The organism is Hydrogenophaga sp. L76, assembly GCF_057654755.1.
The window spans coordinates 2382763-2408120 of sequence record NZ_CM172807.1 but is presented as its reverse complement, the minus strand read 5'-3'; the positions used below and the strand labels follow the sequence as shown (position 1 = coordinate 2408120).

The window sequence follows — 25358 nt, the reverse complement described above, 5'->3', positions numbered from 1 at the left end:
GTCAAGTGAGGGGAATGGTCAGCGGCCCATACTCCCTGCCCATGCTGACTGGTATCGAAATGGCGCTGGCCTTGGCCTGCATGGTGATGGCTTTGTGGTTCCGCCCCTGGCGCATGCTGGCGGGTCCCTTGCTCACGCCCGCGCTGGCTGCGCTCGCCCTGTTGCCCTGGCTCTGGCTGTTGCCTCAGAAGATGCCGCAAGGCCTTCAGGTGCAGCTCTCGGGCGCCTGCCTGCTGGTTCTGATGCTGGGCTGGCCGCTGGCGGTGCTGGTGCTCTCGGGCGTGGTGCTGGCGGTGTGGCTGCTGGGCCACTCGGATCCGGCTGCCGCGCTGTCCCAATGGGTCTGGATCGGTCTGGTGCCGGCCACGCTGGCGCTGGGTATCGGGGCGCTGTTGCGCCGCTGGCTGCCGCCCAATCCTTTTGTCTACACCCTGGGGCGGGGCTTTATCGGCACCGCCGCGGCGGTGTTTCTTTCGGGTGTGTTGCTGGAAGCCGCCCAGCAGTGGGCTGGCGGTGCCCCGCACGAGCAGGCGCTGGTGGCGCGCTGGCTCATGGCCTGGGGCGATGCCTTTCTGACGGGCATGTTCAGCGCCATCTTCGTGGCCTTCGCGCCGCAATGGCTGGCGACCTGGTCCGACGAGCGTTATCTCCAATCACCGAAGCCCTGAACGCTGGCCGGGCAAGCCGCCCGGCTCGCCACCCGCGATCAGGCGGCTTTGAGCAGCGACAGGCGCGAGGCGTGGCGCCAGGCCCGGCGCAGCACGGCCGGTGACCACGACTCTTCCGGGATCAGCAAGGCGCCTCGGGCGCGCATCCAGGACCCGAGCGCGACGTGACCGGTGGCCACGGTGAACGGCACCGCCAGGAGCAGCGGCAGGGTCACCGGCAGCATCCAGACCAGGGCTTCGATGTTCAACGAGGCCACACCGAACACCAGCACGCCGATGACGGCTGCGATCGGAGCCAGCTGGGCGAACGCGCCGCGCCAGGCCACGCCGACCGCTTCCCGGGGCGGGGACTTCCAGTCGAGCTGGATGCCGGTGACGGCGACCAGCACGAACAGCGAGTGCGCCACCATGCGGATGGGCGCCTGAAGCAAGGCCAGGGCGCTCTCCAGCAAGGCGCTGGACAGCAGGATGCCGGCGCCGCCGAAGCCTTTTTGTTCGCCCTTGAGGAACACCGCCAGCAAGCCGAGCACGCGGGGCAGGAACAGCAGGCACAGGGTCCAGATCCAGAGACCCAGGCGTTCGCTGGACGTGTCGTACCAGCCCGGCAGCTGGCTCGGGTCGGCCACACACAGGGCGGTGCCGAAGGCCAGGAAGGCCAGCCACATCGGGGCCGACAGGTAGGACATGGCACCGATGGCGAACATGGAACGGTGCACGCGGTGGATGCCGGGTTCGGCCATCAGGCGCGAGTTCTGCAGGTTGCCCTGGCACCAGCGGCGGTCGCGCTGCAGCTCGCTCAGCAGATCGGGCGGCTGCTGCTCGTAGCTGCCGGTGAGGTCGGACACCAGCCACACGTGGTAGCCGGCGCGGCGCATCAGGGCCGCTTCAACGAAATCGTGCGACATGATGCCGCCGGACATGCCGCCCGTGCCCTTGATCGGGGCCAGCGCGCAGTGCTGCATGAAGGGTTCGACACGGATGATGGCGTTGTGGCCCCAGTAGTGGGACTCGCCCAGCTGCCAGAACTGCATGCCCAAGGTGAACAGACGGCCCGTGACGCGCGAACCGAACTGCTGTGCGCGCGCGTGCAGCGTGGCGTGACCGATGGCCTGGGTGGCGGTCTGGATGATGCCGGCGCTCGGATTCGCGTCCATCAGCTTGACCATGGACACCAGGCAGCTGCCGCTCATGACGCTGTCGGCGTCGAGCACCACCATGTGGTCGTAGTCCTTGCCCCAGCGGCGGCAGAAATCGGCCACGTTGCCCGCCTTGCGGTGGGTGCGGCGCTCGCGCAGGCGGTAGTACACCTCGATCGGTGGATGGCCGGGCTGCTCGGCCAGGGCCGCGCGCAAGGCTTCCCAGGCGCTGCGCTCGGCGGCGGCGATGGCTGGGTCGTAACTGTCGGACAGCACGAAGACGTCGAATTGCCTGGCGTGGCCGGTGCCGATGAGCGATTCGCAGGTGGCGCGCAGGCCGGCGAACACGGTGGCCACATCTTCGTTGCAGATGGGCATGATGATGGCGGTGCGTGCGTCGGGGTTCAGCGCGTGATCGCGCACCGAGGCAGCGGTGAGCGTGTGGCGGTCGCCGCGCAGCAGCACCCAGAAGCCCATGAGCGCGGTCACGAAGCCGGTGACGACCCAGGCGGACAACACGGCGAACAGCACCAGCTGGGCTGTTTGCAGCCAGGTGTTTTCGTCTTCCGGCTGGGCGCTGATGTACAGGCTGGCGGCCAGCGCCGTGCTCAGCAGCGTCAGCAACACGAACACCGTGCGGCGCCGGTTGGCCGCGATTTCCCAGGCCTGTGGTGTTGGTTGCTCGCTGGGGCGCACCTTGGGCGTGCGCGGTGGCAACCACTGGCTGGCGCTGGCCAGCACGGCGGTGCCGATGCTGTTCCAGAAGCCCCGCCAGGGGCGTGGCGCCATGGACCCGCGGTTGACCGGCGGGGCCGTCACCGCGTTCGGGTGGCGTTCCTCACGCAGCAGGCTGCGGCCGCTCAGGGGGGCGCTCACTCGGGCAGGAGTAGTTGTGTCCATGTTTCGCTCAGGGTGTCGTTCTGGTGTTGGAGAAAGGCGCGCAGCTCGACCGGGCGAGCCGGGTCGATGCGTTCCACGCGCAGGGTCACGCGCCAGGTGCGCGTGGCCGGATTGGGGTAGGCCAGGGCTTCGAGGACCCGGCCGTTGGCGTCGGCGCTCACCACCGCGCGCACCGGGGCGTCTGCGGGCAGGTTGTCCAGCGCCGGACCGGTGAAGTCGAGCACGTACTGGGGCTGGCGCGCCTGTTCGCTGACGCTCAGCTTGGTGTAGCCGTAGCCGCGGCGGCTCTGGGTGACCCAGGCGGAAGGGGGGCGCTGTGGCGTGTCGCCCTGCCAGGCCAGCTCGTAGGCGTACTCAAAGGGTTCGCCGGGCGTGGGCAGGGTGGCGGGCACCCAGTAGGCGACGATGTTGTCGTGTGTTTCGTCGGGCGTGGGCAACTGCACCAGTTCCACGCGGCCGGCACCCCAGTCGCCCAGCGGCTGGATCCAGGCGCTGGGGCGGCGCTCGTAGCGGGCTTCCACGTCTTCGTAGCTGGCGAAGCTGCGGTCGCGCTGCATCAGGCCGAAGCCGCGCGGCTGTTGCATGGCGAACGAACTCACCACCAGCTGGCGCGGGTTCTGCAGCGGGCGCCACAGCCACTCGCCGTCCCCGGTGACCATCATCAGGCCGTCCGAGTCGTGGACTTCCGGACGAAAGTCGGTGGCGCTGGGCTGGTTCTCGCCAAACAGGAACATGCTGGTCAGCGGGGCCAGGCCGAGCGTGTTCACCGGCGCCGAGCCTGGGCGCAGGTAAACCCGGGCGTGCACGGTCACGGTGGTCTGGGCGCCCGGACGCAGCACGAAGCGGTAGGCGCCGGTGCTGCGCGGCGATTCCAGCAGGGCGTAGACCGTGATCTGCTTCGCGTCCGCCGCCGGGCGCTCCAGCCAGAACTCGGTGAAGCGCGGGAACTCTTCGCCGCTGCCGCCCACGGTGTCGATGGCGAGGCCACGGGCCGACAGGCCGTACTGCTGGCCGGCGCCGAGCGCCCGGAAGTAGCTCGCACCGAGAAAGGCGACGAGTTCGTCTTTCTTGGCCGGTTCGTTCAGTGGGTGCAGCAGCCGGAACCCGGCAAAGCCGAGGTCGCCCCACTGACTGGGATCCACCACGTTGCGCCCGTATTCAAACAGTTCGCGCCGGAAAGGCAGATCCTTCACGCCTTCAGGTGTGATTTCGTGAATGCGAACGGGTTGTGTCTGGTACAGGCCGAGGTGGAAGTACTGGGCTTCGAAAGGCAGGCTTTGCGTGCGCCAGGTGGACTGGTCTTCCCGGAAGCGGATGAACCGCATCTGGTCGTAATCCAGGGCGGCGAGGTCCGCAGGCAGTTTGTCGCTGTTTGCGCTGTAGGGTGCCTGCGCGCGGGTCCGGGCCAGCTGGCTGAGGGTGTTCCAGTCAAAGCCCTGTGCCTGCGCGGAAGCCGCGGCCAGCATGGTGAGCAGCGCGATCAGCAGGGATCGGCTGCGCTGGATGCGGGGCGCTGGAAGCGGTCTGAAATCAATGGGCATGCCTGGATAAGGGCAAACCCTGTGCCAGGTCTGAAAAAACCTTTTAAATCAACTGGTTATGAATCGATTTTGATGTGATCGACCGGTTGGGCGTTTTCGGGAAGGTCCCGGATACCGGTTTTTGTCGTCGATCGGCGACAGGCAGGCGGGTGCTGGAAAAAAAACCGTGACAGATCAACGGTTTCTGGTTGTCACACATCGGCGACAGGGTCGCTGGGCTCGGTGCCCGCACCGGCGCCGGCATCGCTCTTGAACAGGCCCGGCGTGAGCGCGTGTTTTTGCAGCAGGCGGTAGAACTCGGTGCGGTTGCGCTGGGCCAGCCGGGCCGCATCGGCCACGTTGCCGTCGGTCATTTTGAGCAGCCCGACCAGGTATTCGCGCTCGAAGCGCTGCCGCGCGTCGGCGAAGCTGAGCACCTCGGCCGAGGGCGTGCGCAGGGCGCGCTGCACCAGCGCCAGCGATACCAGGGGCGTGGTGGACAGGGCGCAGACCTGTTCGACCACGTTGTAGAGCTGGCGCACATTGCCCGGCCAGGCGGACATCGTCAGCGCCTTGAGCGCCTCGGGCGCAAAGCCGGAGCTGCGCTTGCCGTATTTGGCGGCCAGTTTGGCCAGGAAGTGGTTGGCCAGCAGGGCGATGTCTTCGCGCCGCTCGGCCAGGGTGGGCAGGGTCAGCGTGACGACGTTGAGCCGGTAGTAGAGGTCTTCACGGAACTGGCCCATGGCCATGGCGGCTTCGAGGTCGCGGTGCGTGGCCGAAATGATGCGCACGTCCACCGGCACCGACTGGCTGGACCCCAGCGGGCGCACCGCGCGCTCCTGCAGCACGCGCAGCAGCTTGACCTGCAGGGCCGGCGGCATGTCACCGATCTCGTCGAGCAACAGGGTGCCGCCGTCGGCGGCCTGGAACAGGCCCTTGTGGTTGGCCACGGCGTCGGTGAAGGCGCCCTTCATGTGGCCGAACAGCTCGGATTCGAGCAGGGCCTCGGGAATGGCGCCGCAGTTGACGGCGATAAACGGGCGCTTGGCGCGCGGGCTGGCCCGGTGGATCGCGCGGGCGAGCAATTCCTTGCCGGTGCCGCTGTCGCCCCGCAGCAGCACGCTGGCGTCGGACTGGGCGACCATGCGGGCCTCGGCCAGCAGATCGGCCATGCGGTTGGAGCGGCTGACGATCTCGGCACGCCATTGTTCGTCGGCAGGGTGGCTCGGGCTGGCCGGTGCGCCCAAGGCCAGGGCCTGGGCGATTTTTTCCAGCAGTTCCCGGGCTTCGTAGGGTTTGGTGAGGTAGCCATAGACACCCCGCGCCGTGGCCTCCACCGCATCGGGGATGGTGCCGTGCGCGGTGAGCAGGATCACCGGCAGCGAGGGGTGGCGGGCCCGGATCTCGTCGAACAGCGCCAGGCCATCGCGCCCGGGCAGGCGCACGTCCGACAACACCAGCTGCGGGCGCTCGATGTCGAGCTGGCTCAGCGCGGCTTCGGCCGAACCGACCGCCGTGACCTGGTAGCCCGCCGCCCCGAGCCGCATCGACAGCAGGCGCAGCATATCGGCATCGTCGTCCACCACCAGCAGGCGCGCGCGCGCCGCGCCAGGCGCCGGGGACGGTGGGCTGACTGGCGTGCTCATGGCTTCGGTGCTCGCCCGGCACCACGCGGTGTCAGGCTGCGTTCGATGGCGCGCATGGCTTCGAGCCGGTCGCTCAGCACCTCGATGCGGCGCTGGCTGTCGCGCAGCTGCTGCGACAGCCGCTCCACGCTGTCTTCCAGGCGACGCTGATCGAGCAGGCGGGCTGCCAGCAGCCGGGCCAGCGGCTTGAGGGGCGCACTGTCCGGGGCCGGGTGGGCCATGACGCGCTGCAGCAGGCCCAGCGCGCGGGCCGTGTCGGCGGGCTGGTGGCTGTGCATCAGGACCAGCGCGAGCTGGATCTGGCGCACCGGCAGGTTGCCGGGTTCACCGAGCGCAGCCTGTTCCTGTGTCAGGCCGTTCGCTGGCAGACCCCGCAGACGGTCGGCGTAGGCGAGCACCGACTCCAGGGCTGGCGGTGTGAGGGCGTCCCCGGCCGGCGGGCTGTCCCGATCCCCGGAGGCCAGCGCGGGGGGCATCGGTGCCGGTGGGGTGGCCACTGCCGTGGTGGCGGTCGTGGGGGATGGTTCGATGGCGGGTACCGGCGGTGGTGCGGGAGCGGGCTCCGGTGTGGCGCAGGCGCTCAGGCACACGGCAGCGCTCAGGCACAGGGCGACGCGACGGGACCGGTTCTTCAGGTGGACGCGGCGGAACGCTCGCTGGAAGGTATCAACTGGCATGGGGCAATTCGATGCGGAAATGGGCGCCGTGGCGCGCGGGCAGCAACTGGACCCGGCCGCCGTGCGCTCCAATGTACTCGTGCACGATGGACAGGCCGATGCCGGTGCCCCTCACCGTGTCCGTGGGCTGGCGTTCGCCCCGGTAAAAAGGTTCAAAAACACGGTCGCGGTCGGCCTCGGCCACCCCGGGACCCTGGTCGATCACGTCGAGACAGGCCCGGCCCGCGTCGTCCTGCAGCACCAGGCGGACCAGTCCGCCATGGGGAGAAAAACGGATCGCATTCGACAGCAGGTTGCCGATGGCCGAGGCCATCTTCTCGCGATCCACCGGCAACACCATCGACGGACCTTCGGCGCGCACGCTGAGCTGGTGCGACTGCCAGCGCAGGCGCTGGGTTTCGATCTGTTCTTCCACCAGGGCCAGCAGGTCGGTGGGTTCGCGCTGGAGCTGGCGGGCTTCAAAAGCCGCGGCGTTGAAGCGCAGCAGCGCCTCGATCTGGTGTTGCAGCAACTGGGTGTTGTGCTGCAGGATGCTCACCACCTCGGCCTGGCTGGGGTTGAGCGGCCCGGCCACGCCGTCGCCCAGCACCGCCACGCCCTCGTGCAGCGAGGCCAGAGGCGTCTTGAGTTCGTGCGAGACATGGCGCAGGAAACGGGCCTTGTCGGCATCGAGTTCGGTGAGTCGAAGACGCAGCCACTCCAGCTGCTGGCTGACACGGCGCACATCGGGCGGGCCGGGGATGTCGATCGGCAGGTCGAGCCGGTTCTCGCCCAGGCCCACGATGGCTTTCTCCAGCCGCTGGAACGGCCGGGCCAGCCAGACGCCAAACCCCAGCGCCATCACGGCGGCCAGGGCGATGGAGCCCAGCACCTGTTGCGTCAACTGCCGGCGGCTTTTCTCGACGCGGTCCTGCAGCGCATCGTTGCGGTTGCCGATGATGGCCTGGACCTGCTGGGCAATCGCCGCGCTGTGGCCGTCCAGCTCGCGGAAGGCGCGGGCCACGGCGCGCTCGCGGTCGAGCGCGGTTTCCGGCGTACCGTCCAGCAGCGCCTCGACGTCGCTCAGCTGTTGCAGCCACTGGCGCGAGAACTCGGGCGGCAGTTCGTTGCTTTCGAGCCGGCGCAGGATGTCGCGGGCGTGGCCGGCCGCTTCTTCAAAACGTTGCCGCAGCTGGCGGTCACCCAGCACCAGCGCCTGCCGCGCGGCGCGCTCCATGGTCAGGCTGCGCTCGCTGAGCGACTGGGCCGCGGTGCTCAGTGCAATCGCCTGGGCGGTGCTTTCCCGGCTCTGCGCCATGCTCGCGTCGAGCGAAAACAGCGCTCGCAGGGCGGCCGCGCCCAGCAGCGCGCCGATGAGCACGAAGGCCACCAGCAGCAGCTGGGGAAAGGAAAACCGCAGCGTGGCCTTCAACACAGGGCGCCCCGGGTCGAGGGAGCGCTCATGGGAGCACCTTCGGAACGGCCCGGCGCGGCGCTCATGCGGTTTCGCGCACCATCACTTCACCGCGCAGCGAATGCGCAAAGGTCTCGGTGATGCGCACGTCGATCATCTGGCCCACCAGGCGGGTGGCGTTGGGGCCGGCGTCGAAGTTCACCACCCGGTTGCATTCGGTGCGGCCCATGAGTTCGGGCGCCTGCGGGGTCGATTTGCGTGACGGCCCTTCGACCAGGATGCGCTGCACTGTGTCCATCCGGCTGGCGCTGATGCGCGCCACGTTGGCTTCCACGGTGGCCTGCAGGTGTTGCAGGCGCTTGAGCTTCACGTTGTGCGGCGTGTCGTCGGGCAGGTTGGCCGCGGGCGTGCCCGGGCGCGGGCTGAAGATGAAGCTGAAGCTGATGTCGAAGCCGATGTCATCGATCAGCTTCATCAGCTTGCCGAAGTCTTCTTCGGTCTCGCCGGGGAAGCCGACGATGAAGTCGCTGCTCATGGCCAGATCGGGCCGGATCGCGCGCAGCTTGCGCACCGTGCTCTTGTATTCCATTGCGGTGTAGCCGCGCTTCATGGCCATGAGGATGCGGTCCGAGCCGTGCTGCACCGGCAGGTGCAGGTGGTTCACCAGTTTCGGGATCTTCGCGTAGGCCTCGATCAGGCGCGGCGTGAACTCGTTGGGGTGGCTGGTGGTGTAGCGGATGCGCTCGATGCCCGGGATGTCGGCCACATATTCGAGCAGCAGCGCGAAGTCGGCGATCTCGGCCGTGTCGCCCATCTTGCCGCGGTAGGCGTTGACGTTCTGTCCCAACAGGTTGACCTCGCGCACGCCCTGGTCGGCCAGGCCGGCGATCTCCACCAGCACGTCCTCGAACGGCCGGCTCACCTCGTCGCCGCGCGTGTACGGCACCACGCAGTAGCTGCAGTATTTGGAGCAGCCTTCCATGATCGACACGAAGGCCGAAACGCCGTCGACCCTCGCGGGCGGCAGGTGGTCGAACTTCTCGATCTCGGGGAAGCTGATGTCCACCTGCGGGCGGGCTTGTCTTTCGCGCCGGGCCAGCAGTTCGGGCAGGCGGTGCAGGGTCTGCGGACCGAACACCACATCCACATAGGGCGCGCGCTTGATGATTTCGGCGCCCTCCTGGCTGGCCACGCAGCCGCCGACGCCGATCAGCACACCCTTTTTCTTCAGGTGCTGCACGCGCCCGAGGTCGGAAAACACCTTTTCCTGCGCCTTCTCGCGCACCGAGCAGGTGTTGAAGAGGATCAGGTCGGCCTCTTCCACGTTGGTGGTGGGCTCGTAGCCTTCGGCGGCGTTCATCACGTCGGCCATCTTGTCCGAGTCGTACTCGTTCATCTGGCAGCCAAAGGTTTTGATAAAGACTTTTTTGCTCATGATCGTGGGGAAACGAAGGTGCGCGCTGCAGGGCGCGCGCCGGATGGGGTAGCAGGAAAAGCAGCGGCGGTCGCCGCGGCCAGAGGGGTCTTGGGACCGGACTCGTGGTGCCGTCAGTTGCCGGCGGCTTGTGCGGCCGTGGGCCGTTTCAGGGCGGCTTCAGCCTCGGTCAGGATCCAGACGTCGTGCACCAGGCCGTTGGGCTCCACGGTGTAGTTGACGAGCAGTTTCTGGTTCACCAGTCCGCCCGACATCAACAGCATGTTGTTGGTGCCCCGGATGCGGGAGCCGGGCGAGAGCTGGGCGGTTTTCCCGTCCAGCTGGATCACGGGGGGCTGCACCACGACCAGCGTGCCGCGCAGAGCCTTGTCCGGAAAGGTGCGCGGTTGGTTCTGGGCCAGGGCCGCGGGCGTCAGGCCGAAGGCCAGCAGGCCGATCGCGAGCGTGGTGGTGCGCCGGGCGGCGCGGAAGCGGGCAGAAAAGCAGCGGTTCATGGTATCGATCCAGAGGCTGTGGGTGGGCGGGGATGACCGCTCGCGCAAGGCAGGCGCGAGGCCTTGCATTCTCGCATGTTGGCCACGCCGCTGGAGGCGGTGCCACAACAGGTGACCAAGCAGGTGCTGGGCAGCCAGGGCTGGACGCCCGGCAAACACCGGGCCTGAAGCGCGGGCTTATTTCCAGCGGATCGGTTCGATGTGCACGCTGCCCCGCGTGCTGCTGAGCGTGAGCGCGCCTTCCTGCACGGTGGCCTGCAGCTGCATGCTGCGTTCGGCCATGGCCGCCAGCGCGGGCGCCACCTCGGTGGGCAGGCGCCAGACCTGCAGTTTCTCCAGTCGCGCGAGCTTGGTCTCGATGCCGCGCCACCAGACGTCGGCCGCCGAGCCGAAGGCGTACAGGATCACCGCATCGGCCTTGCTGCAGGCTTTGGACACCGGTTTGTCCTCGGGCTGGCCGACCTCGATCCAGATGCGCTTGCGGCCGGTGTAATCGGTCAGCGAAACATCGGGATCGTCCGGGTCCGACAGGCCGGCTCCAAAGGTCAGCGTGCCGTCGCCCTTGCAGGTGTCCTGCAGCTCGTGGGCGTGGATGGCCATGGCCGTCAGGCGCACCATCATGCGTTCGTCGGTCTCGCTCGGGTGGCGGGCAAGGGTGAGCGCGTGGTCGGCGTAGTAGCCGTGGTCGATGTCTGCGATCTGCAGGTTCGCCTTGAAGATGGTGGATTTGATGGCCATGAATCGGGCGGGCAAGAAAAAAGCGGACACCGTCGCCGGGGTCCGCTTTTCGTAATTCTGGTGGCGATAGGTGGACTTGAACCACCGACATCAGCATTATGAATGCTGCGCTCTAACCAACTGAGCTATATCGCCAACGCGGTCGGCATTGTAGCCCAATTCGAACCCCGAATAAGGGCGGGGTCAGCGCGGCGGGCGGTCAGGCCGGCTTTTTCACGTAAGACGCGCACCAGCCCTGGGCCGCCACCTGCCTGCCCGCGAACAACGGGCAAGGCCCGGCGTCCGCGCCGGCCGTGCCCTGGTACAGCCCGCAGTTGGCACAGGTCTGGCTGTCGGCATGGTTGGGGTATTTGGTTTTGTCGGCCCGTGCCGTGTCCGCAACATAGCCGAGCGCCACGGCAGCGGCGTCCGCCTCGTCGAGCATGGGACCGCCACTGGCCTCCGGGGCCATCGCTGGAGCGGCAGCCTCGGGTGCGGGGGGCGGTGGGGCGGCCATCGGGGCCGCGGCAGGAGCCATCTCGGGTGCAGCAGCGGGGGGTGTGGCCTGGTCCGAGCAGGCCGCGGCCAGCACGGCCCCGGAGGCGGGAATCATGAAAATGAAACGGCGGCGTGTGGTCATGGGGGTGTCTCCTGGAGTGGATCGGCGCGATCCACGCCCGCCGGGCTCAGACCCCAACGGTCATCGCTTGCCAGAGGCGTGGAGCCGAAGCCATTTATACGCCGGCGCCCCCGGGCGCCCTGTTACAGACTGTGTGCGTCCCAACATTGGCGCTCACTGGTGCTGGAACACCGCCTTGCGTTTGTTCACGAACGCGTCCATGCCTTCCTTCTGGTCGGCGGTGGCGAACAGCGCGTGGAACAGGCGGCGCTCGAACATCACGCCGTCGGCCAATGTGCCTTCGAAAGCGCGGTTGACGCATTCCTTGGCGGCCATCACAGATGGCTGCGAGAACTCGCAGATCATGAGCGCGGCGCCCAGCGCCTCGTCCATCAGCTTGTCCAGCGGCACCACGCGGCTCACCAGCCCGGCGCGCTCGGCTTCGGTGGCGTCCATCATGCGGCCGGTCAGGGCCATGTCCATGGCCTTGGCCTTGCCCACCGCACGCGGCAGGCGCTGTGTGCCACCAGCGCCGGGGATGATGCCGAGCTTGATCTCGGGCTGACCGAACCTGGCGTTGTCGGCGGCGATGATGAAGTCGCACATCATGGCCAGCTCACAGCCGCCACCCAGGGCGAAACCGCTGACCGCGGCGATCACCGGCTTGCGCACGCTGCGGATAGTTTCCCAGTTGCGGGTGATGTAGTCGCCCTTGTAGACGTCGGCGAAGGAGTAGGTCGCCATGGCGCCGATGTCGGCGCCGGCAGCAAAGGCCTTTTCACTGCCGGTGACGATCATGCAGCCGATGGCTTCGTCGCCATCAAACGCCTGGAGCGCGGCGCCCAGTTCGGTCATCAGCTGGTCGTTCAGCGCGTTGAGCTGCTTGGGGCGGTTCAGGGTGATGACGCCCACGCGGCCTTCGGTGCGCACGGTGATCAGTTCGGGGGTGGCGGTTTCGCTCATGGTGTTTCCTCGGGTGGTGTGTGATGATTGACGTAAACGTCAACTATAGCGGGCCGTCCGATACCGGGCCACCCAAGGGAAAACATTAACCGACCGATGGGTCGGTTAATGGTAGATTGCCGTTCCATCCCACCACCAGCGCTGCGGAACGACGGCGCCAGGAGACAGACACCCATGAACGCACCCGCCGCGGGCAGCACCGTTCTCTACGAAGAGCGTGGCGCCGTCGCCCTTGTCACGCTCAACCGCCCGGACGCCCTCAACAGTTTCACACGCCAGATGCACCGCGAGTTGTGGGCCGCGCTGGACCGCGCCGAGGCCAACCCGGTGATCCGCGCCATGGTCATCACCGGTGCGGGCCGTGGCTTCTGTGCCGGTGCCGACCTGGCCGAGTTCGACTTCGAGCCCGGCCCCGATCTGGTCAAACGCGCCGACCCCGGTCCGGTGATCGACCAGGCCTTCAATCCGACGGCGCGGCGCATCCAGTCGCTGCGTTTTCCGGTCCTCGCCGCCGTCAACGGCGTGGCCGCGGGCGCGGGCGCCTCGCTGGCCATGACCTGCGACATCGCGATCGCCGCACCCGGCGCGAGTTTCATCCAGGCGTTCAGCAAGATCGGGCTGATCCCGGACGCTGGCGGTAGCTGGTTCCTGGTGGAGCGTCTGGGTTTGGCGCGCGCCATGGCGCTGGCCATGACGGGCGACAAGCTGCCCGCCGCGCAGGCGAAAGAGTGGGGAATGATCTGGGACGTGCAGGACGATCCGCTGGCCTCCGCGCTGGCTGTTGCCGAGAAGCTGGCCGTGATGCCGACCAGGGCTCTGGTCGCCACGCGCGCGCTGCTGCGCGACGCCGGCACCCGCACACTGAACCAGCAGCTCGACGTGGAGCGCGACACGCAGTCGGCGCTGGGCGCCACGCACGATTACATCGAAGGCGTGATGGCGTTCCGCCAGAAGCGCCCGGCGCAGTTCAAGGGGGAATGAATGAGCATGACGCCGCAAGAACGCGCCGCCAAGGTCGGTGAATCCATGTTCGCCGTGGACGTGGCGGCCCGCGAGACCATGGGCATCGAACTGGTCAGCGTCGGGCCCGGGCGCGCCGTGCTGCGCATGGCCGTCAAGCCGCTGCACCTCAACGGCCACCAGATCTGCCACGGTGGCTTCATCTTCACGCTGGCCGACACCACCTTTGCTTACGCCTGCAACAGCTACAACCGGAACGCGGTGGCGGCGGGCTGCAGCATCGAGTTCCTCAAGCCCGGCCAGGACGGCGACGTGCTGACCTGCGAAGGCGTGGAGCAGACGCTGCAGGGCCGGCACGGCATCTATGACATGCGGGTGACCAACCAGAAGGGTGAGGTGATCGCGATGTTCAGAGGCAAGAGTGCGGTGATTCCCGGGCAGGTCTTTCCCGAAGAGGTGCAGGCATGAACCACTTCCCGCTGGAACCGATCGAAAAAGCCAGCATCGACGAGCTGCGGGGCTTGCAGCTCAAGCGCCTGCAGGGCACGCTGCGCCACGCCTACGCGAACTCGCCGGTCTACAAGGCCAAGTTCGACGAAGCCGGCGTACACCCGGACGACTGCCGTTCACTCGCCGACCTGGCCAAATTCCCTTTCACCACCAAGAAAGACCTGCGCGACAGCTACCCCTTCGGCATGTTCGCCGTGCCGCGCGAGCGCTGCGCGCGCATCCACGCCAGCAGCGGCACGACCGGCAAACCGACCGTGGTGGGCTACACGCTGAAGGACATCGACACCTGGTCCAACGTGGTGGCGCGCAGCATCCGCGCCAGCGGCGCGCGGCCGGGCGACATGGTGCACGTGAGCTACGGCTACGGCCTGTTCACCGGTGGCCTGGGCGCGCATTACGGCGCCGAGAAGCTGGGCCTGACGGTGGTGCCCTTCGGCGGCGGCCAGACCGAGCGCCAGGTGCAGCTGATGCAGGACTTCCGGCCCGACATCATCATGGTCACACCGAGCTACATGCTGGCCATCGCCGACGAATTCGAGCGCCTGGGCCTGGACCCGCGCGAGAGCAGTCTGCGCATCGGGATCTTCGGCGCCGAACCCTGGACCAACGACATGCGCGTGGCCATCGAAGCGCGCATGAACATCGATGCGGTGGACATCTATGGCCTGTCGGAAGTGATGGGCCCGGGTGTGGCCAACGAGTGCGTCGAGACCAAGGACGGACCGACGATCTGGGAAGACCACTTCTACCCCGAGATCATCCACCCCGAGACCGGCGAGCCGGTGGCCGACGGCGAGATGGGCGAGCTGGTGTTCACCAGCCTGACCAAGGAGGCGCTGCCCATCATCCGCTACCGCACGCGCGACCTCACGCGCCTGCTGCCGGGCACGGCGCGCACCATGCGCCGCATGGAAAAGATCACCGGCCGCAGCGACGACATGATGATCGTGCGCGGGGTCAACGTGTTCCCGACGCAGATCGAGGAATTGATCCTGAAACGACCCGAGCTCAGCGCGCACTACCAGTGTGTGCTCACGCGCGAAGGCCATCTGGACACCCTGTCGGTGGTGGTCGAGACGCGCCCGGGCCTCGCGCCCGAGAGCATCGAGGCGCGCTCCGCGGCCGAACGGCTGCGCCACGAGGTCAAGGTGTTCGTGGGCAGCAGCGTCGAGGTGGTGCTCAAGCCCGAGGGCGGCGTGGAACGCAGCCAGGGCAAGGCCAAGCGGGTGGTGGATTTGCGGCCGAAGTAGCGGCCCCCCGCGCTCCGCCGCTGCGCGGGTCGCTGCCCCCCCCAAGCGTCACATCGACTGCGTCGCTGCACCGGGGCTCCGCCGCTGGCCGGCGGCGGGTTGACTTGCGGTCAGACTGCCGAAGCCAGCCAGGATTTGAGCAGGCTGGCATCGCCCACTGCCAGCCGCATCGCCTGTGTGGGTTCCGGCCAGACCAGCGGGCAGCGCAGCAAGCGTTTGTCGCGCGCGATCAGCGCGGTCAGGCGCTGGCGCTGGCCGCGCAGCAGGGCCACCTCGTCGAGTTTCCGGATGCGCCAGGCTTCAGCCGGCTGGCCGCGTTTTGCAGGGGGCAGTTCCACGCCCAGCCATTCGTCGCCAGCGGCCATGCCGGCGGCCTCGGCCGCGCCGCCGCGCAAAACGGTCTTGAGCGTGAGGCCGCCCGATTCGCTCACGCGCAGCCCCAGCTGCTGGGCCAGCGGGGCCTTGTCGTTGATGACCTTGGCACCGTGCTGCTGCAGCAGCGCCCGCACGGGCAGATCGGACGTGCCGTGCACCCAGTCGCGCAGTTCGCGGTCGAAGGCACGCCCGCCCAGGCGCTTGAGGGCGCGGGCAAAGTCGGCCTCGCGCATCGGGCCGCCCTGACAGCTGAGCCAGAGCTCGCGCATCACTTCGTCGAGGTTGCTGTGGCCCTCGGCGCGCAGCGTGAGGTCGAAACACATCGCCACCAGCGCACCCTTGGTGTAGTAGCTCACCGTGGCGTTGGGCGTGTTCTCGTGGATGCGGTAGTACTTCATCCAGGCGTCGAAGCTGGCCTGGGCGGCGGTCTGCACCTGCTGGCCGGGCGTCTGTTGCACCTGGTTGACGGTCTTCATCACCAGCTGGAGGTAGGTGGCGTCGTCGATCAGGCCGGCGCGTCGCAGGATCAGGTCGTCGTAGTAGCTGGTGAAACCTTCGAAGAACCAGAGCAGCTCGGTGTAGTTTTCCTGGTTGTAGTCGTAGCGCTTGAACTCGGCCGGGCGCAGGCGCTTGACGTTCCAGGTGTGGAAATACTCGTGGCTGATCAGGCCGAGCAGGGTGGTGTAGCCGTCGGTGGCCTTGAGCGCCGGTGCTTTTTCATCCTTGACCAACAGCTTGGGCAGGTCGGTGCGCTGGCAGATCAGCGCGGTGCTGTTGCGGTGTTCCAGCCCGCCATAGCCTTCGCCGCTGGCGTGCATCATGAAGAGGTAGTTTTTGAACGGTGCTTCGCCGCCGGTACCGTGCCAGAAGCCGATCTGGGCCTCGCAGATGCGGCGCGTGTCGGCCAGCAGGCGTTCCCCGTCAAACCAGCCGCCTGCGCCGCTGACCACGAATCGGTGCGGCACGCCGTGGGCCACGAACTCGCCGCTCCAGAACGTGCCCAGCTCCACCGGGCAGTCGGCGAGTTCGTCGTAGTCCTGCGCGGTGTAGTGGCCGAAGCCGTTGCCGTCCACGTCGCTGGCGGTCAGACCGGTGGCGACCCGCCAGCCCGCGGGTGCCTGTCCGGGAACAAGTTCCAGGCCTTGCGCCTGGTCTTCCTGTCCGATCACCCGCAGGCACAGGCTGGTGGCGTTGAAGAAACCGCGCGTGCTGTCGAGGAAGGCGGTGCGCACCGAGGCATCGAACGCGTAGACCTCGTAGCGCAGCACGAGCGCTTGACCGGCTTCGGCCGTCACCTGCCAGCTGTTCTTGTCGAGCTGGCGCAGCGGTACCGGTTCACCGCCCTGGGTGGCCTGCAGGTGCTGCAGGTGTTGCGAGAACTCCCGCACCAGGTAGCTGCCCGGTATCCACACCGGCAGGCTCAGGCGTTGGCGCGGCGCCGGGTGATCGATCTCCAGCGTGATGGCGAACAGATGGGCTTGCGGGCTCAGCACCTCGACGCGGTAGCGGACGGCGGGCTTCTCTGCGGCTGTTGAGACCGCTTTGGCGCGCGGGGAGGTCCGACGGGGGAGGTTCATGGAAGTCCGTTCACAGGGCACCAGCGCCCACAAAACAACTGAGCACCGCCACCGCCGAGAGACGGAAGCGCAGGGTCAGCCAGGCCTGCAGGCCGGCGTGGGCGTAAAGCGTGCGGTCGGCCAGGTAGCTCAGCACCAGCACGAAGCCCAGCCAGGGCAGACCGGCGAACGGCGGCATGAGCACGCCGGGCCAGGCCAGCAGCGAGGGCACGATGCCCCAGAGAAAGTGGTTGCGCTGGGCGTGGTGCGGGCGCTCGGCGAGCGCCGCCGCATGCCGGCTGGCCAGCCAGCCAATGCCCCAGTGCACCCCGCCCAAGAATGACGCGATCAGCGCGGCGTAGCCCGCCATCGCGACCGCCACCCAGGCCTGCAGCGCGGCGTCCACCAGCCAGAGCAGGGCGGCCAGCAGCACAAAGGGGATCAGGCCGGCGTGGCCCAGGGTCCGCACCAGGGTGGTGTCGTTCGGGTCGTGCAGCACCGGCGGGGTCATCCAGCGCGCGGATCAGGGCTTGGCTTCGGCGAGCAGCTTCTCGACGCGGTCGGCGCCGATGGCGCCCGGCACGCGCGATCCGTCGGCAAAGATGATGGTGGGGGTTCCGGTGATGCGGGCCTTTTTACCGAACTCGAAGTTGCGGGCCACGGCAGCGGCATCGCATTTCGCGTCGGGCGGTGTCACGTCCTTGACCATCCAGTCGAGGAAGGCCTTGCCCTTGTCCTTGGCGCACCAGATGTTGCGTGATTTTTCGCCCGAGTCGGCGCTCAGGATGGGGTAGAGGAACACGTGGACCGTGACGTTGTCGATCTTGGTCAGGTCGCGTTCGAAGCGCTTGCAGTAGCCGCAGTTCGGATCTTCAAAGACGGCCATCTTGCGTTTGCCGTTGCCGCGCACGATGGTGAAGGCGTCCTTGAGCGGCAGGTCCTTGAAGGCGATGGCGGTGAGCTTTTCAACGCGCTGTTCGGTCAGGTCCCGCTGGGCCTTGGTGTCGATCAGCGAGCCCTGGATCAGGAAGTCGCCTTTTTCGTCGGTGTAGAAGATGTCGCTGTGGTTGATGCGCACCTCGTACAGGCCGGGCATCGGCGTTTTGGTGATTTCGTCGATGGCGGGCAGCTTGGGCAGGCGTTCGGCCAGGTTCTTGCGGATGGTGGCTTCCTGCGCGAACGCGCTCAGCGACAGCGCAGCGAGCAGCGCGAGCAGGGGGATCTTGGCGAGTTTCATAAAGTGGCCCGAGGGCATTCAAGGTTAAAAAGTCGGCAGGGCTGGCATCAGCCCGCCTGCCCCATGGCCTGGCGGGCCAGCCAGTGTTTCAGCGGGCCGAGGCGATCCACGCCCGTCATGCCCCAGTTGCGCAGGGCCTGTACGCGGCTGTCGGTCTGGGCAAACAGGCCAAACAGGCCGTCGGTCACCCAGCCCATGGCGTTCACATCGGCCTGCCGCGCGCGCTCGTAACGCCGCAGCAGCTTCAGGTCGCCCAGCTCGCGCCAGTACTCGCGCCCGTGCAGCACGCGGGCCAGTTCGGCGGCATCGGCCAGGCCCACATTGAGTCCCTGACCGGCCAGCGGGTGCATGGCGTGCGCCGCATCGCCCGCGAGCACCACACCGCCTTGCGGCGTGCGGGCGATCCAGCGCTGGGCTTTCGAGAGCTCCAGAGGCCAGGCCTGGGCCGGGCTTTCCAGTTGCATCTCGCCGAGCACCTGCGCACACCGCGTCTGCACCGCCTGCGCCAGCGCTTCGGGCGCGGCCGCCAGCCAGTGATCGGCCTGCTGTACTTCCAGTGACCACACCAGCGCCACAGAGTTCCCTTGCGCCCCCCCCAGCGGCAGCAGGGCCATGATCTCGCCGTTCTGGAACCACTGGCGGGCCACGCCGCCGTGTGGCTGGGCGCAGCGCAGGCGGGCGGCCACGGCCTTGTGCGGGTACGGGCGGACCTCGTAGGTCAGCCCGAGTTCATCGCGGGTGGCGCTGCGCTTGCCTTCGCAGATCACTGTGAGCGCCGCGGGCGGTGCTTCCGTCAGGCACTCGATGCCGCTTTGGAAATGCACGGCATGGGCCAGCCGTTGTTCCAGCGCCGGCACGTCCACGATCCAGGTCAGCGCCTCGCTGCCCTGGTCGATCGCTGAAAACTGCACCGCACCGCCGTTGTCGCCAAAGACCTGCATGCCGGTCACCGGCGTCACGGTCGGGCCGGTGTCGGGTGCGGGACTGCTGGTGGGCGCGGCGCTGTCTTCGGGCCAGGCGCGCACCGAGCGCAACAGGTCGCGCGCCGCGGTGTTGAGCGCGTAGGCGCGCACGTCGGGCAGGCCGGCCGCCGGTCGCGGGGCGCTGACCAGGGCCACGCGCAGCCGATCGCGGGCGAGCAAGAGCGCCAGGGTGTGCCCGACCACGCCGCCGCCCCGGATGGTGACGTCAAAACGCCGGTGGGCAGAAGAACGGTGGGAAGTGGGCGACATGGCGGGATTTTAGGAGCAGGGCACAATGCGCCCGATTCGCTCCGTCAAAACCCCCGTCCGCACCGGCCTGTACCGACCGCCGCTCCCGCCATGACCACACCCACCGACGTGACCGCCCGCATCGACCAGCTCTGGATCTACCCGGTGAAGTCCTGCGCGGGCATCTCGCTCACCGAGGCCGAGCTCACCGAGACGGGCCTGGCCTACGACCGCAGCTGGATGGTGGTGGACGCCCAGGGTGAATTTGTCACCCAGCGCGAGCTGCCGCGTTTGGCGCTGATCCAGCCGGCGTTCAAGCTGGGCCAACTGGTGCTGCGCGCACCCGGCATGCTGGCGCTGCACCTGGCCCTGGACGCCGCCGAAGCACCCTTGCGCGTGCGGGTCTGGGACGACGAAGTCGAGGCCTACGACATGGGCGACGTGGCGGCGCAGTGGTTCAGCGATTTCCTGGGGCCGGACGCGCCCATCGATCTGAAGCGCCTGCGCCTGGCGCGCTTCGACCCCGCGGTGCGCCGCCTGTGCAGCCTGAAGTGGACCGGTGGGCGCGAGTCCACCACCCAGTTCGCCGACGGTTTTGGTGTGCTGGTGACGAGCACCGCTTCGCTGGACGAACTCAATGCGCGGCTGGCGCAGGCCGGGCACGCGGCGGTGGAGGGGCGGCGCTTTCGGCCCAACATCGTGATTGGCGGTGTGGAGGCGCACGACGAAGACCGCCTCGGGCCAATGCACATCGCCACAGATGACGGCAGCGCCGTGCTGGAACCCGTGAAACCCTGTGCGCGTTGTCCGATCCCCAACATCGACCCGGTCACTGCCACCGCTTCGCCGGTGGTGGGCGACACCCTGCAGACCTACCGCGCCGACCCGCGCCTGGACGGCGCCGTCACCTTCGGCATGAACGCGATCGTGCTGGCGGGCGACGGCCAGGTGTTGCGTGTGGGTCAGAGCGTGTCGGCCGACTGGCGCTTCGATTGACCCCGCTGCCCGCGCGAGGTCATCGGCGGCGCCGAAACCGGCCGCCCCGCTAAAATCACCGGTTTCCCCGATCGACCCGAAAGTCCCCCATGAGCCTCCAATGCGGCATCGTGGGCCTGCCCAATGTGGGCAAGTCCACCCTTTTCAACGCGCTGACCAAGGCCGGCATCGCCGCCGAAAATTACCCCTTCTGCACCATCGAGCCCAACACCGGTGTGGTGGAGGTGCCCGATCCGCGGCTGGCCCAGCTGTCCGAGATCGTCCAGCCCGAGCGCGTGGTACCGGCCATCGTCGAGTTTGTGGACATCGCCGGTCTGGTGGCCGGTGCCAGCACCGGCGAAGGCCTGGGCAACAAGTTCCTCGCCCACATTCGCGAGACGGACGCCATCGTCAACGTGGTGCGCTGCTTCGAAGACGACAACGTGATCCACGTCGCCAACAAGATCGACCCGATCGCCGACATCGAGGTCATCCTCACCGAGCTCTGCCTGGCCGACCTGGCCGCTGTCGAGAAGGCCTTGCACCGCGTGCAGAAGACCGCGCGTTCGGGCGACAAGGAGTCCATCAAGCTGGTGGCGATCCTGGAGAAGTGCCAGGCGGCGCTCAACGACACCAGGCCCGTGCGCAGCATCGATTTCAGCAAGGAAGAGTTGCCGCTGCTCAAGCAGTTTTTCCTGATCACGGCCAAGCCGGCGATGTTCGTGGCCAACGTGTCGGAAGACGGCTTCGAGAACAACCCGTTCCTGGACCGCCTGCGCGCCTTCGCCGAGAAACAGAACGCGCCCGTGGTGGCCATCTGCGCCAAGATCGAGGCCGAGCTGGCCGAGATGGACGACGCCGACCGGCTCGAATTCCTGAAGGAACTGGGTCAGGACGAGCCCGGCCTGAACCGTCTGATCCGCGCAGCCTACAAGCTGCTGGGCCTGCAGACCTACTTTACCGCCGGTGTGAAGGAAGTGCGCGCCTGGACCATCCACGTGGGCGATACCGGCCCGCAGGCGGCCGGCGTGATCCACACCGACTTCGAGAAGGGCTACATCCGCGCCCAGACCATCGCCTTTGACGACTTCATCACCTACAAGGGCGAACAGGGGGCCAAAGACGCCGGCAAGATGCGCGCCGAAGGCAAGGAATACGTCGTCAAGGATGGCGACGTGATGAACTTCCTGTTCTCGTCCTGAACGCGCCCATGTCCGATACCGGTCGGTCCGAACCCCAACGCCTGGCCAAACGCCTGGCCGCTCAGCTGCCCTGTTCGCGCAGCGATGCCGAACGCTACATCGCGGGGGGCTGGGTGCGCGTGGACGGCGCGGTGGTCGAAGAGCCCATGGCGCGGGTGCACGACGGCCAGACCGTGGCGCTGGACCCCAAGGCCAAGCTGGAGTCGCTGGACTCCGTGACGCTGATCTGGCACAAGCCCGCGGGCCGGGCGCTGCCGGAAGGCTCTCCGCTGCCCGATGCGCTGGCGGTCGAACTCTTCACCAACGCCAACCGGTTCAAGGGCGACCGTTCGGGCGTGCGCCCGCTCAAGGCACACCGCCACAAGCTGCTGCCCGTGGCGCCGTTGTCCACGCCCATGAGCGGCCTGATGGTGTTTACCCAGAACCCCGGTGTGGCGCGCAAGATCAGCGACGAGTCCGCCCAGCTGGAACACGAGTGGCTGGTCGAGGTGGCCGCCGATCCTGAACTGGACGACGAAGCCCGGCGCGAAGCGGTGCTGAAGTCGATCGGCAAGGCCCTGTTTTTTGACGGCTGGAGCCTGCCCTCGGCGCGCGCCAGCTGGCAGAGTGAACACCGCCTGCGCCTGGCCATCAAGGGCACACGACCGGGCCAGGTCGAACACCTGTGTGAACGGGCGGGCCTGCAGCTGGTGGCGGTCCGGCGCCTGCGCATGGGCCGGGTTGCGCTCACGGGGCTACCCGTCGGGGAATGGCGTTACCTGCTGGGTTACGAACGCTTCTGAGCCCGAGCGGCCCACACGCTCAGGGCCATCGCGAGGATCAGCACCACCAGACCCACCTGGTGCAGACGCAGCATGTGCCCTTGCGCGATCAGGATGCCCCCCAGCGCGGCGCCCAGCGCCTGTCCGCCGTACATGGCCGATGTGTTGAGTGCGACCGTGGCCGGGGCCAGAGCCGGTGACAGGTGGACCAGCCGGGCCTGCTGCGCCGAGTTGCAGGCGAAACAGCCCAGCGCCCAGGGCACCAGGACCAGCGCCTGTTGCCAGATGCCGGCCTGACCCAGCGGCCAGAGCAGCAGCGTCAGCACCATGGCGCCGAGCGTGAGCAGCACGGCGCGCGGCGCGCCGATGCGGTCGATCCAGCGTGAAAGCCCCACGTTGCCGGCCAGGCCAAAGGCGCCGAACCACAGGAACATCAGCGAGAGCGCAGCGCCGCCCAGGCCGAGGGTCTGGAAGAAGTAGGGTGCGAAGTACGAAAACAGCGTGAACTGGCCGAAGGCCGAGAGCAGCGTGACGCCCACGGCGAGCATGAGGGGCGCCGAGCCCAGGGTCTGCCCCCAGGCCTGGCGCGACAGCGCCGCCGGGCGGATGCCGTTCGGCATTTCGCGCCACACCCAGGCGGCGCTGACCAGCGACATCAAGGCCACCAGACCAAAGGCCCAGCGCCAGCCCAGCGTGCCACCAATCCAGGCCGACAACGGCATGCCCATGACCGACGCCACCGACCAGCCCAGGAACACGAAGGTGATGGCGCGACCGCGCTGGGCCGGGGACACCAGCAGGCCCACGCTGGCGGCGGCCTGGGGCGTGAAGACGGCGGGCGCGATGACGGCGAGAACCCGCAGCGGCAACAGCGTGGCGTAGCTCGGCGCCAGTGCGCAGATGGCTGTGAGCAGGGCGTACCACACCAACGAGAGCGTGAGCAGGCGCCGCCGGTCCCAGCCCGCCACGAGCGTGGCGAAAGCGGGAGCGCCCAGGCCCATCAGGATGGCGGCCGCGGTGATGAGTTGGCCGGCCTGGGGAATCGACACATTCAGCGAGGCGCTGATGTCGTTGAGCGTGCCGGGTACCACCATGACCCCGGTGCCGATGACGAAGTTGCCCATCATCAGTGCCCACAGCGAGCGGGGCAGGGGATTGTCGGGCGGTGGAGCGGGTGGGGTCATGCCAGGGGATGTGAGGTGCAGCGCCCGAGTATCGGCGGCGACACCCCGGCCGTGTCAGAACGGCAGTCCCCCAGGGAACACCCACAGCAGGCCGGCGGTGAGCGTGAGGTAGCGCGCGAACTTGCCGATCGCCATGTAGCCCAGGCATGGCCAGAAGGGAAACCGCAGCCAGCCGGCCACCGCGCAGATCGGATCGCCGACGCCGGGCAGCCAGGACAGCAGGCAGGTCTTGGGGCCGAAGCGCTGCAACCAGTCCAGGGCGCGCACGTGGGTGGCATGCCCGTGCCGTGCTTTATCGACCACTCGGTGCGCGCCATAGCCCATCCACCAGCTGACGGCGCCACCCAGTGTGTTGCCCGCAGTGGCGACCAGGATGGTGGGCCAGAACAGCTCGGGGTTGAGCTTGATCAACGCAAACACGGCAGGCTCCGAGCCCATCGGCAGCAAGGTGGCCGAAATGAACGCGACCAGGAAGACCGTGCTCAGGCCGACCTCGGGCAAGGCCAGTGTGTGCAGCAGAGAAACGATCCAGGCGGGCATGGGCAGAAGAAGAATCTGTGGAATGCGAGAGCATATCGCCTGCTGAAAAAACAGGCAGATACAATGCCCATCCCCGCCTGCGAAATGTCCGCTCCGCGGGGGTCCCACCAAACCCACCATCCGAATCGCTCCCGCCATGCAACTGGGTCCGTTCACCCTGTCCAATGCCCTTTTCGTCGCGCCCATGGCCGGCGTGACGGACCGGCCGTTTCGCAAGCTCTGCAAACGGCTGGGGGCGGGTTATGCGGTGAGCGAAATGGTGACCTCGCGCCCGGACCTGCAGGACAGTCTGAAGACCTCGCGCCGTGCCGACCACAGCGGTGAGCCCGGTCCGATTGCGGTGCAGATCGCCGGCACCGACGCGGCCATGATGGCCGACGCCGCGCGCTACAACATCGACCGCGGTGCGCAAATCATCGACATCAACATGGGCTGCCCGGCCAAGAAGGTCTGCAACAAATGGGCCGGCTCGGCCCTGATGCAGGACGAAGCGCTGGCTATCGACATTGTTGAAGCCGTGGTGGCCGCCGCTGCGCCGCACGGCGTGCCCGTCACACTCAAGATGCGCACCGGATGGTGCGCCGACGTCAAGAACGCACCGACGATCGCGCTCGCCGCCGAAGCCGCTGGTGTGCAGATGCTGACCGTGCACGGCCGCACCCGCGAGCAGGGCTACAAGGGCTTTGCCGAACACGACACCGTGGCCCACATCAAGAGCCGCGTGAAGATTCCGGTGGTGGCCAATGGCGACATCACCAGCCCGCAGCAGGCGCGTGAGGTGCTGCGGCACACCGGCGCCGACGCCCTCATGATCGGCCGCGCTGCGCAGGGCCGACCCTGGATCTTCCGCGAGATCGCGCACTTCCTGGCCACTGGCGAAGCGCTGCCACCACCCGAGCTGATGGACGTGAAATTCTGGCTGCTTCACCACCTGGAAGACCACTACAACCTCTACGGCGATTTCACCGGCGTGCGCAGTGCGCGCAAGCACCTGGGCTGGTACGCGCAGTCGCTACCCATCCCGGCGGTCGAGGCGCAGGCTTTCCGGCAGCGCATCAACGTGTTGACGACGGTCGAGGCTCAGTTGCAGTGTGTGAGCGAAAGCTTCGACGCATGGGATGCCACGGGTTACGACAAGATGAATTATCAAGAAGAAAACTGGAAACTGGCCGCATGAGCTCCCACAACAACCTGCACGACTGTGTGCGTGCCAGCCTGGAAGAGTATTTCCGAGACCTCAACGGCACCGACCCCGCCGGCCTGCACGACATGCTGGTCAAGGCGGTCGAGAGACCGCTGCTTGAGGTCGTGATGCAGCAATCGCAGAACAACCAGTCGCGCGCCGCGCAATGGCTGGGCCTGAACCGCAACACGCTGCGCAAGAAGCTGCTGGAGCACAAGCTCATCGATTGAGCATCTGCGCTTTTGT

The 25358-nt window shown here is 67.7% G+C and carries 25 protein-coding genes and 1 tRNA gene; 9 read left to right on the top strand and 17 right to left on the bottom strand.

Annotated elements, in window-relative coordinates; translation table 11 throughout:
* The first annotated feature begins 41 nt into the window (after positions 1–41).
* Entirely contained in the window at positions 42–668 is a 627-nt protein-coding gene (locus AC23D4_RS11535; RefSeq protein ID WP_472887692.1) for a hypothetical protein, read from the top strand.
* 38 nt (positions 669–706) lie between these two features.
* Here the strand turns inward: AC23D4_RS11535 and mdoH are convergent, their stop codons facing one another.
* From mdoH to AC23D4_RS11480, 11 genes are all read right to left on the bottom strand, one after another.
* Positions 707–2704: a glucans biosynthesis glucosyltransferase MdoH gene (gene mdoH, locus AC23D4_RS11530; protein ID WP_472887691.1), complete on the bottom strand. Its 1998-nt coding sequence runs from the start codon at positions 2702–2704 to the stop codon at positions 707–709.
* Positions 2677–4245: a glucan biosynthesis protein G gene (locus AC23D4_RS11525; RefSeq protein ID WP_472887690.1), complete on the bottom strand. Its 1569-nt coding sequence runs from the start codon at positions 4243–4245 to the stop codon at positions 2677–2679. Before AC23D4_RS11525 ends, mdoH begins: the two co-directional genes overlap by 28 nt.
* 191 nt (positions 4246–4436) lie before the next feature.
* On the bottom strand, positions 4437–5870 hold the full coding sequence (locus AC23D4_RS11520) for a sigma 54-interacting transcriptional regulator (protein WP_472887689.1): 1434 nt from the start codon (positions 5868–5870) through the stop codon (positions 4437–4439).
* Complete coding sequence (locus AC23D4_RS11515) at positions 5867–6547, bottom strand: hypothetical protein (protein ID WP_472887688.1); 681 nt, start codon at positions 6545–6547, stop codon at positions 5867–5869. Before AC23D4_RS11515 ends, AC23D4_RS11520 begins: the two co-directional genes overlap by 4 nt.
* Complete coding sequence (locus tag AC23D4_RS11510) at positions 6537–7958, bottom strand: sensor histidine kinase (RefSeq protein WP_487623609.1); 1422 nt, start codon at positions 7956–7958, stop codon at positions 6537–6539. Before AC23D4_RS11510 ends, AC23D4_RS11515 begins: the two co-directional genes overlap by 11 nt.
* Before the next feature lie 64 nt (positions 7959–8022).
* Positions 8023–9375 (bottom strand): tRNA (N6-isopentenyl adenosine(37)-C2)-methylthiotransferase MiaB, encoded by a 1353-nt coding sequence (gene miaB, locus AC23D4_RS11505; protein ID WP_472887686.1) that lies wholly within the window; start codon positions 9373–9375, stop codon positions 8023–8025.
* A gap of 113 nt (positions 9376–9488) precedes the next feature.
* The gene (locus AC23D4_RS11500; protein ID WP_472887685.1) at positions 9489–9869 is read right to left on the bottom strand and encodes a hypothetical protein; all 381 of its coding nucleotides are present in this window, start codon (positions 9867–9869) and stop codon (positions 9489–9491) included.
* 177 nt (positions 9870–10046) lie between these two features.
* Complete coding sequence (locus AC23D4_RS11495) at positions 10047–10607, bottom strand: YaeQ family protein (RefSeq protein WP_472887684.1); 561 nt, start codon at positions 10605–10607, stop codon at positions 10047–10049.
* Positions 10608–10665: 58 nt separating this feature from the next.
* A tRNA-Met gene (locus AC23D4_RS11490) sits at positions 10666–10742 on the bottom strand.
* Positions 10743–10806: 64 nt separating this feature from the next.
* A complete protein-coding gene (locus AC23D4_RS11485; protein WP_472887683.1) occupies positions 10807–11226 on the bottom strand; it encodes a high-potential iron-sulfur protein in 420 nt (139 codons plus the stop codon).
* A gap of 153 nt (positions 11227–11379) precedes the next feature.
* Positions 11380–12168, bottom strand: a complete 789-nt coding sequence (locus AC23D4_RS11480; RefSeq protein WP_472887682.1) for an enoyl-CoA hydratase — start codon at positions 12166–12168, stop codon at positions 11380–11382.
* 174 nt (positions 12169–12342) lie between these two features.
* Between AC23D4_RS11480 and AC23D4_RS11475 the strand changes: the two genes are divergently transcribed.
* Genes AC23D4_RS11475 through paaK form a run of 3 tightly spaced genes read left to right on the top strand, consistent with a single transcriptional unit; the run spans position 12343 to position 14888 of the window.
* Complete coding sequence (locus AC23D4_RS11475) at positions 12343–13149, top strand: enoyl-CoA hydratase-related protein (protein ID WP_472887681.1); 807 nt, start codon at positions 12343–12345, stop codon at positions 13147–13149.
* Between the two features lie 6 nt (positions 13150–13155).
* Positions 13156–13596 carry a hydroxyphenylacetyl-CoA thioesterase PaaI gene (paaI, locus tag AC23D4_RS11470; RefSeq protein ID WP_472887680.1) on the top strand — a complete coding sequence of 147 codons (441 nt, stop codon included), beginning with the start codon at positions 13156–13158 and terminating at the stop codon, positions 13594–13596.
* Complete coding sequence (gene paaK / locus AC23D4_RS11465; RefSeq protein WP_472887679.1) at positions 13593–14888, top strand: phenylacetate--CoA ligase PaaK; 1296 nt, start codon at positions 13593–13595, stop codon at positions 14886–14888. Before paaI ends, paaK begins: the two co-directional genes overlap by 4 nt.
* A 110-nt stretch (positions 14889–14998) precedes the next feature.
* On the opposite strand, the gene AC23D4_RS11460 is transcribed toward paaK, so the two are convergent.
* From AC23D4_RS11460 to AC23D4_RS11445, 4 genes are read right to left on the bottom strand one after another with little or no spacing between them, the layout of a single operon-like run.
* Positions 14999–16840, bottom strand: coding sequence for a M61 family metallopeptidase (locus AC23D4_RS11460; RefSeq protein WP_472887678.1), 1842 nt, complete (start codon positions 16838–16840; stop codon positions 14999–15001).
* Between the two features lie 10 nt (positions 16841–16850).
* On the bottom strand, positions 16851–17330 hold the full coding sequence (locus AC23D4_RS11455) for a DUF3429 domain-containing protein (RefSeq protein ID WP_472887677.1): 480 nt from the start codon (positions 17328–17330) through the stop codon (positions 16851–16853).
* A 12-nt stretch (positions 17331–17342) separates the two neighbouring features.
* Positions 17343–18056, bottom strand: coding sequence for a DsbC family protein (locus tag AC23D4_RS11450; protein ID WP_472887676.1), 714 nt, complete (start codon positions 18054–18056; stop codon positions 17343–17345).
* 47 nt (positions 18057–18103) lie between these two features.
* Positions 18104–19288, bottom strand: coding sequence for an FAD-dependent monooxygenase (locus tag AC23D4_RS11445; RefSeq protein WP_472887675.1), 1185 nt, complete (start codon positions 19286–19288; stop codon positions 18104–18106).
* 90 nt (positions 19289–19378) lie between these two features.
* Between AC23D4_RS11445 and AC23D4_RS11440 the strand changes: the two genes are divergently transcribed.
* The 3 genes from AC23D4_RS11440 (at position 19379) to AC23D4_RS11430 (ending at position 22226) form a co-directional block, all read left to right on the top strand.
* Complete coding sequence (locus AC23D4_RS11440) at positions 19379–20263, top strand: MOSC domain-containing protein (protein WP_472887674.1); 885 nt, start codon at positions 19379–19381, stop codon at positions 20261–20263.
* Positions 20264–20352: 89 nt separating this feature from the next.
* Positions 20353–21444 carry a redox-regulated ATPase YchF gene (gene ychF / locus AC23D4_RS11435; protein ID WP_472887673.1) on the top strand — a complete coding sequence of 364 codons (1092 nt, stop codon included), beginning with the start codon at positions 20353–20355 and terminating at the stop codon, positions 21442–21444.
* Positions 21445–21452: 8 nt separating this feature from the next.
* Positions 21453–22226, top strand: a complete 774-nt coding sequence (locus AC23D4_RS11430; RefSeq protein ID WP_472887672.1) for an RNA pseudouridine synthase — start codon at positions 21453–21455, stop codon at positions 22224–22226.
* Here the strand turns inward: AC23D4_RS11430 and AC23D4_RS11425 are convergent.
* Positions 22211–23389, bottom strand: a complete 1179-nt coding sequence (locus AC23D4_RS11425; RefSeq protein ID WP_472887671.1) for an MFS transporter — start codon at positions 23387–23389, stop codon at positions 22211–22213. The genes AC23D4_RS11430 and AC23D4_RS11425 overlap by 16 nt on opposite strands.
* Before the next feature lie 54 nt (positions 23390–23443).
* The gene (locus AC23D4_RS11420; RefSeq protein WP_472887670.1) at positions 23444–23929 is read right to left on the bottom strand and encodes a YqaA family protein; all 486 of its coding nucleotides are present in this window, start codon (positions 23927–23929) and stop codon (positions 23444–23446) included.
* Positions 23930–24065: 136 nt separating this feature from the next.
* On the opposite strand from AC23D4_RS11420, the gene dusB reads away from it, so the two are divergent.
* Positions 24066–25106, top strand: coding sequence for a tRNA dihydrouridine synthase DusB (gene dusB / locus AC23D4_RS11415; protein ID WP_472887669.1), 1041 nt, complete (start codon positions 24066–24068; stop codon positions 25104–25106).
* Entirely contained in the window at positions 25103–25342 is a 240-nt protein-coding gene (locus AC23D4_RS11410) for a helix-turn-helix domain-containing protein (protein WP_472887668.1), read from the top strand. The genes dusB and AC23D4_RS11410 overlap by 4 nt, the downstream gene beginning before the upstream one ends.
* Positions 25343–25358: the final 16 nt, after the last annotated feature.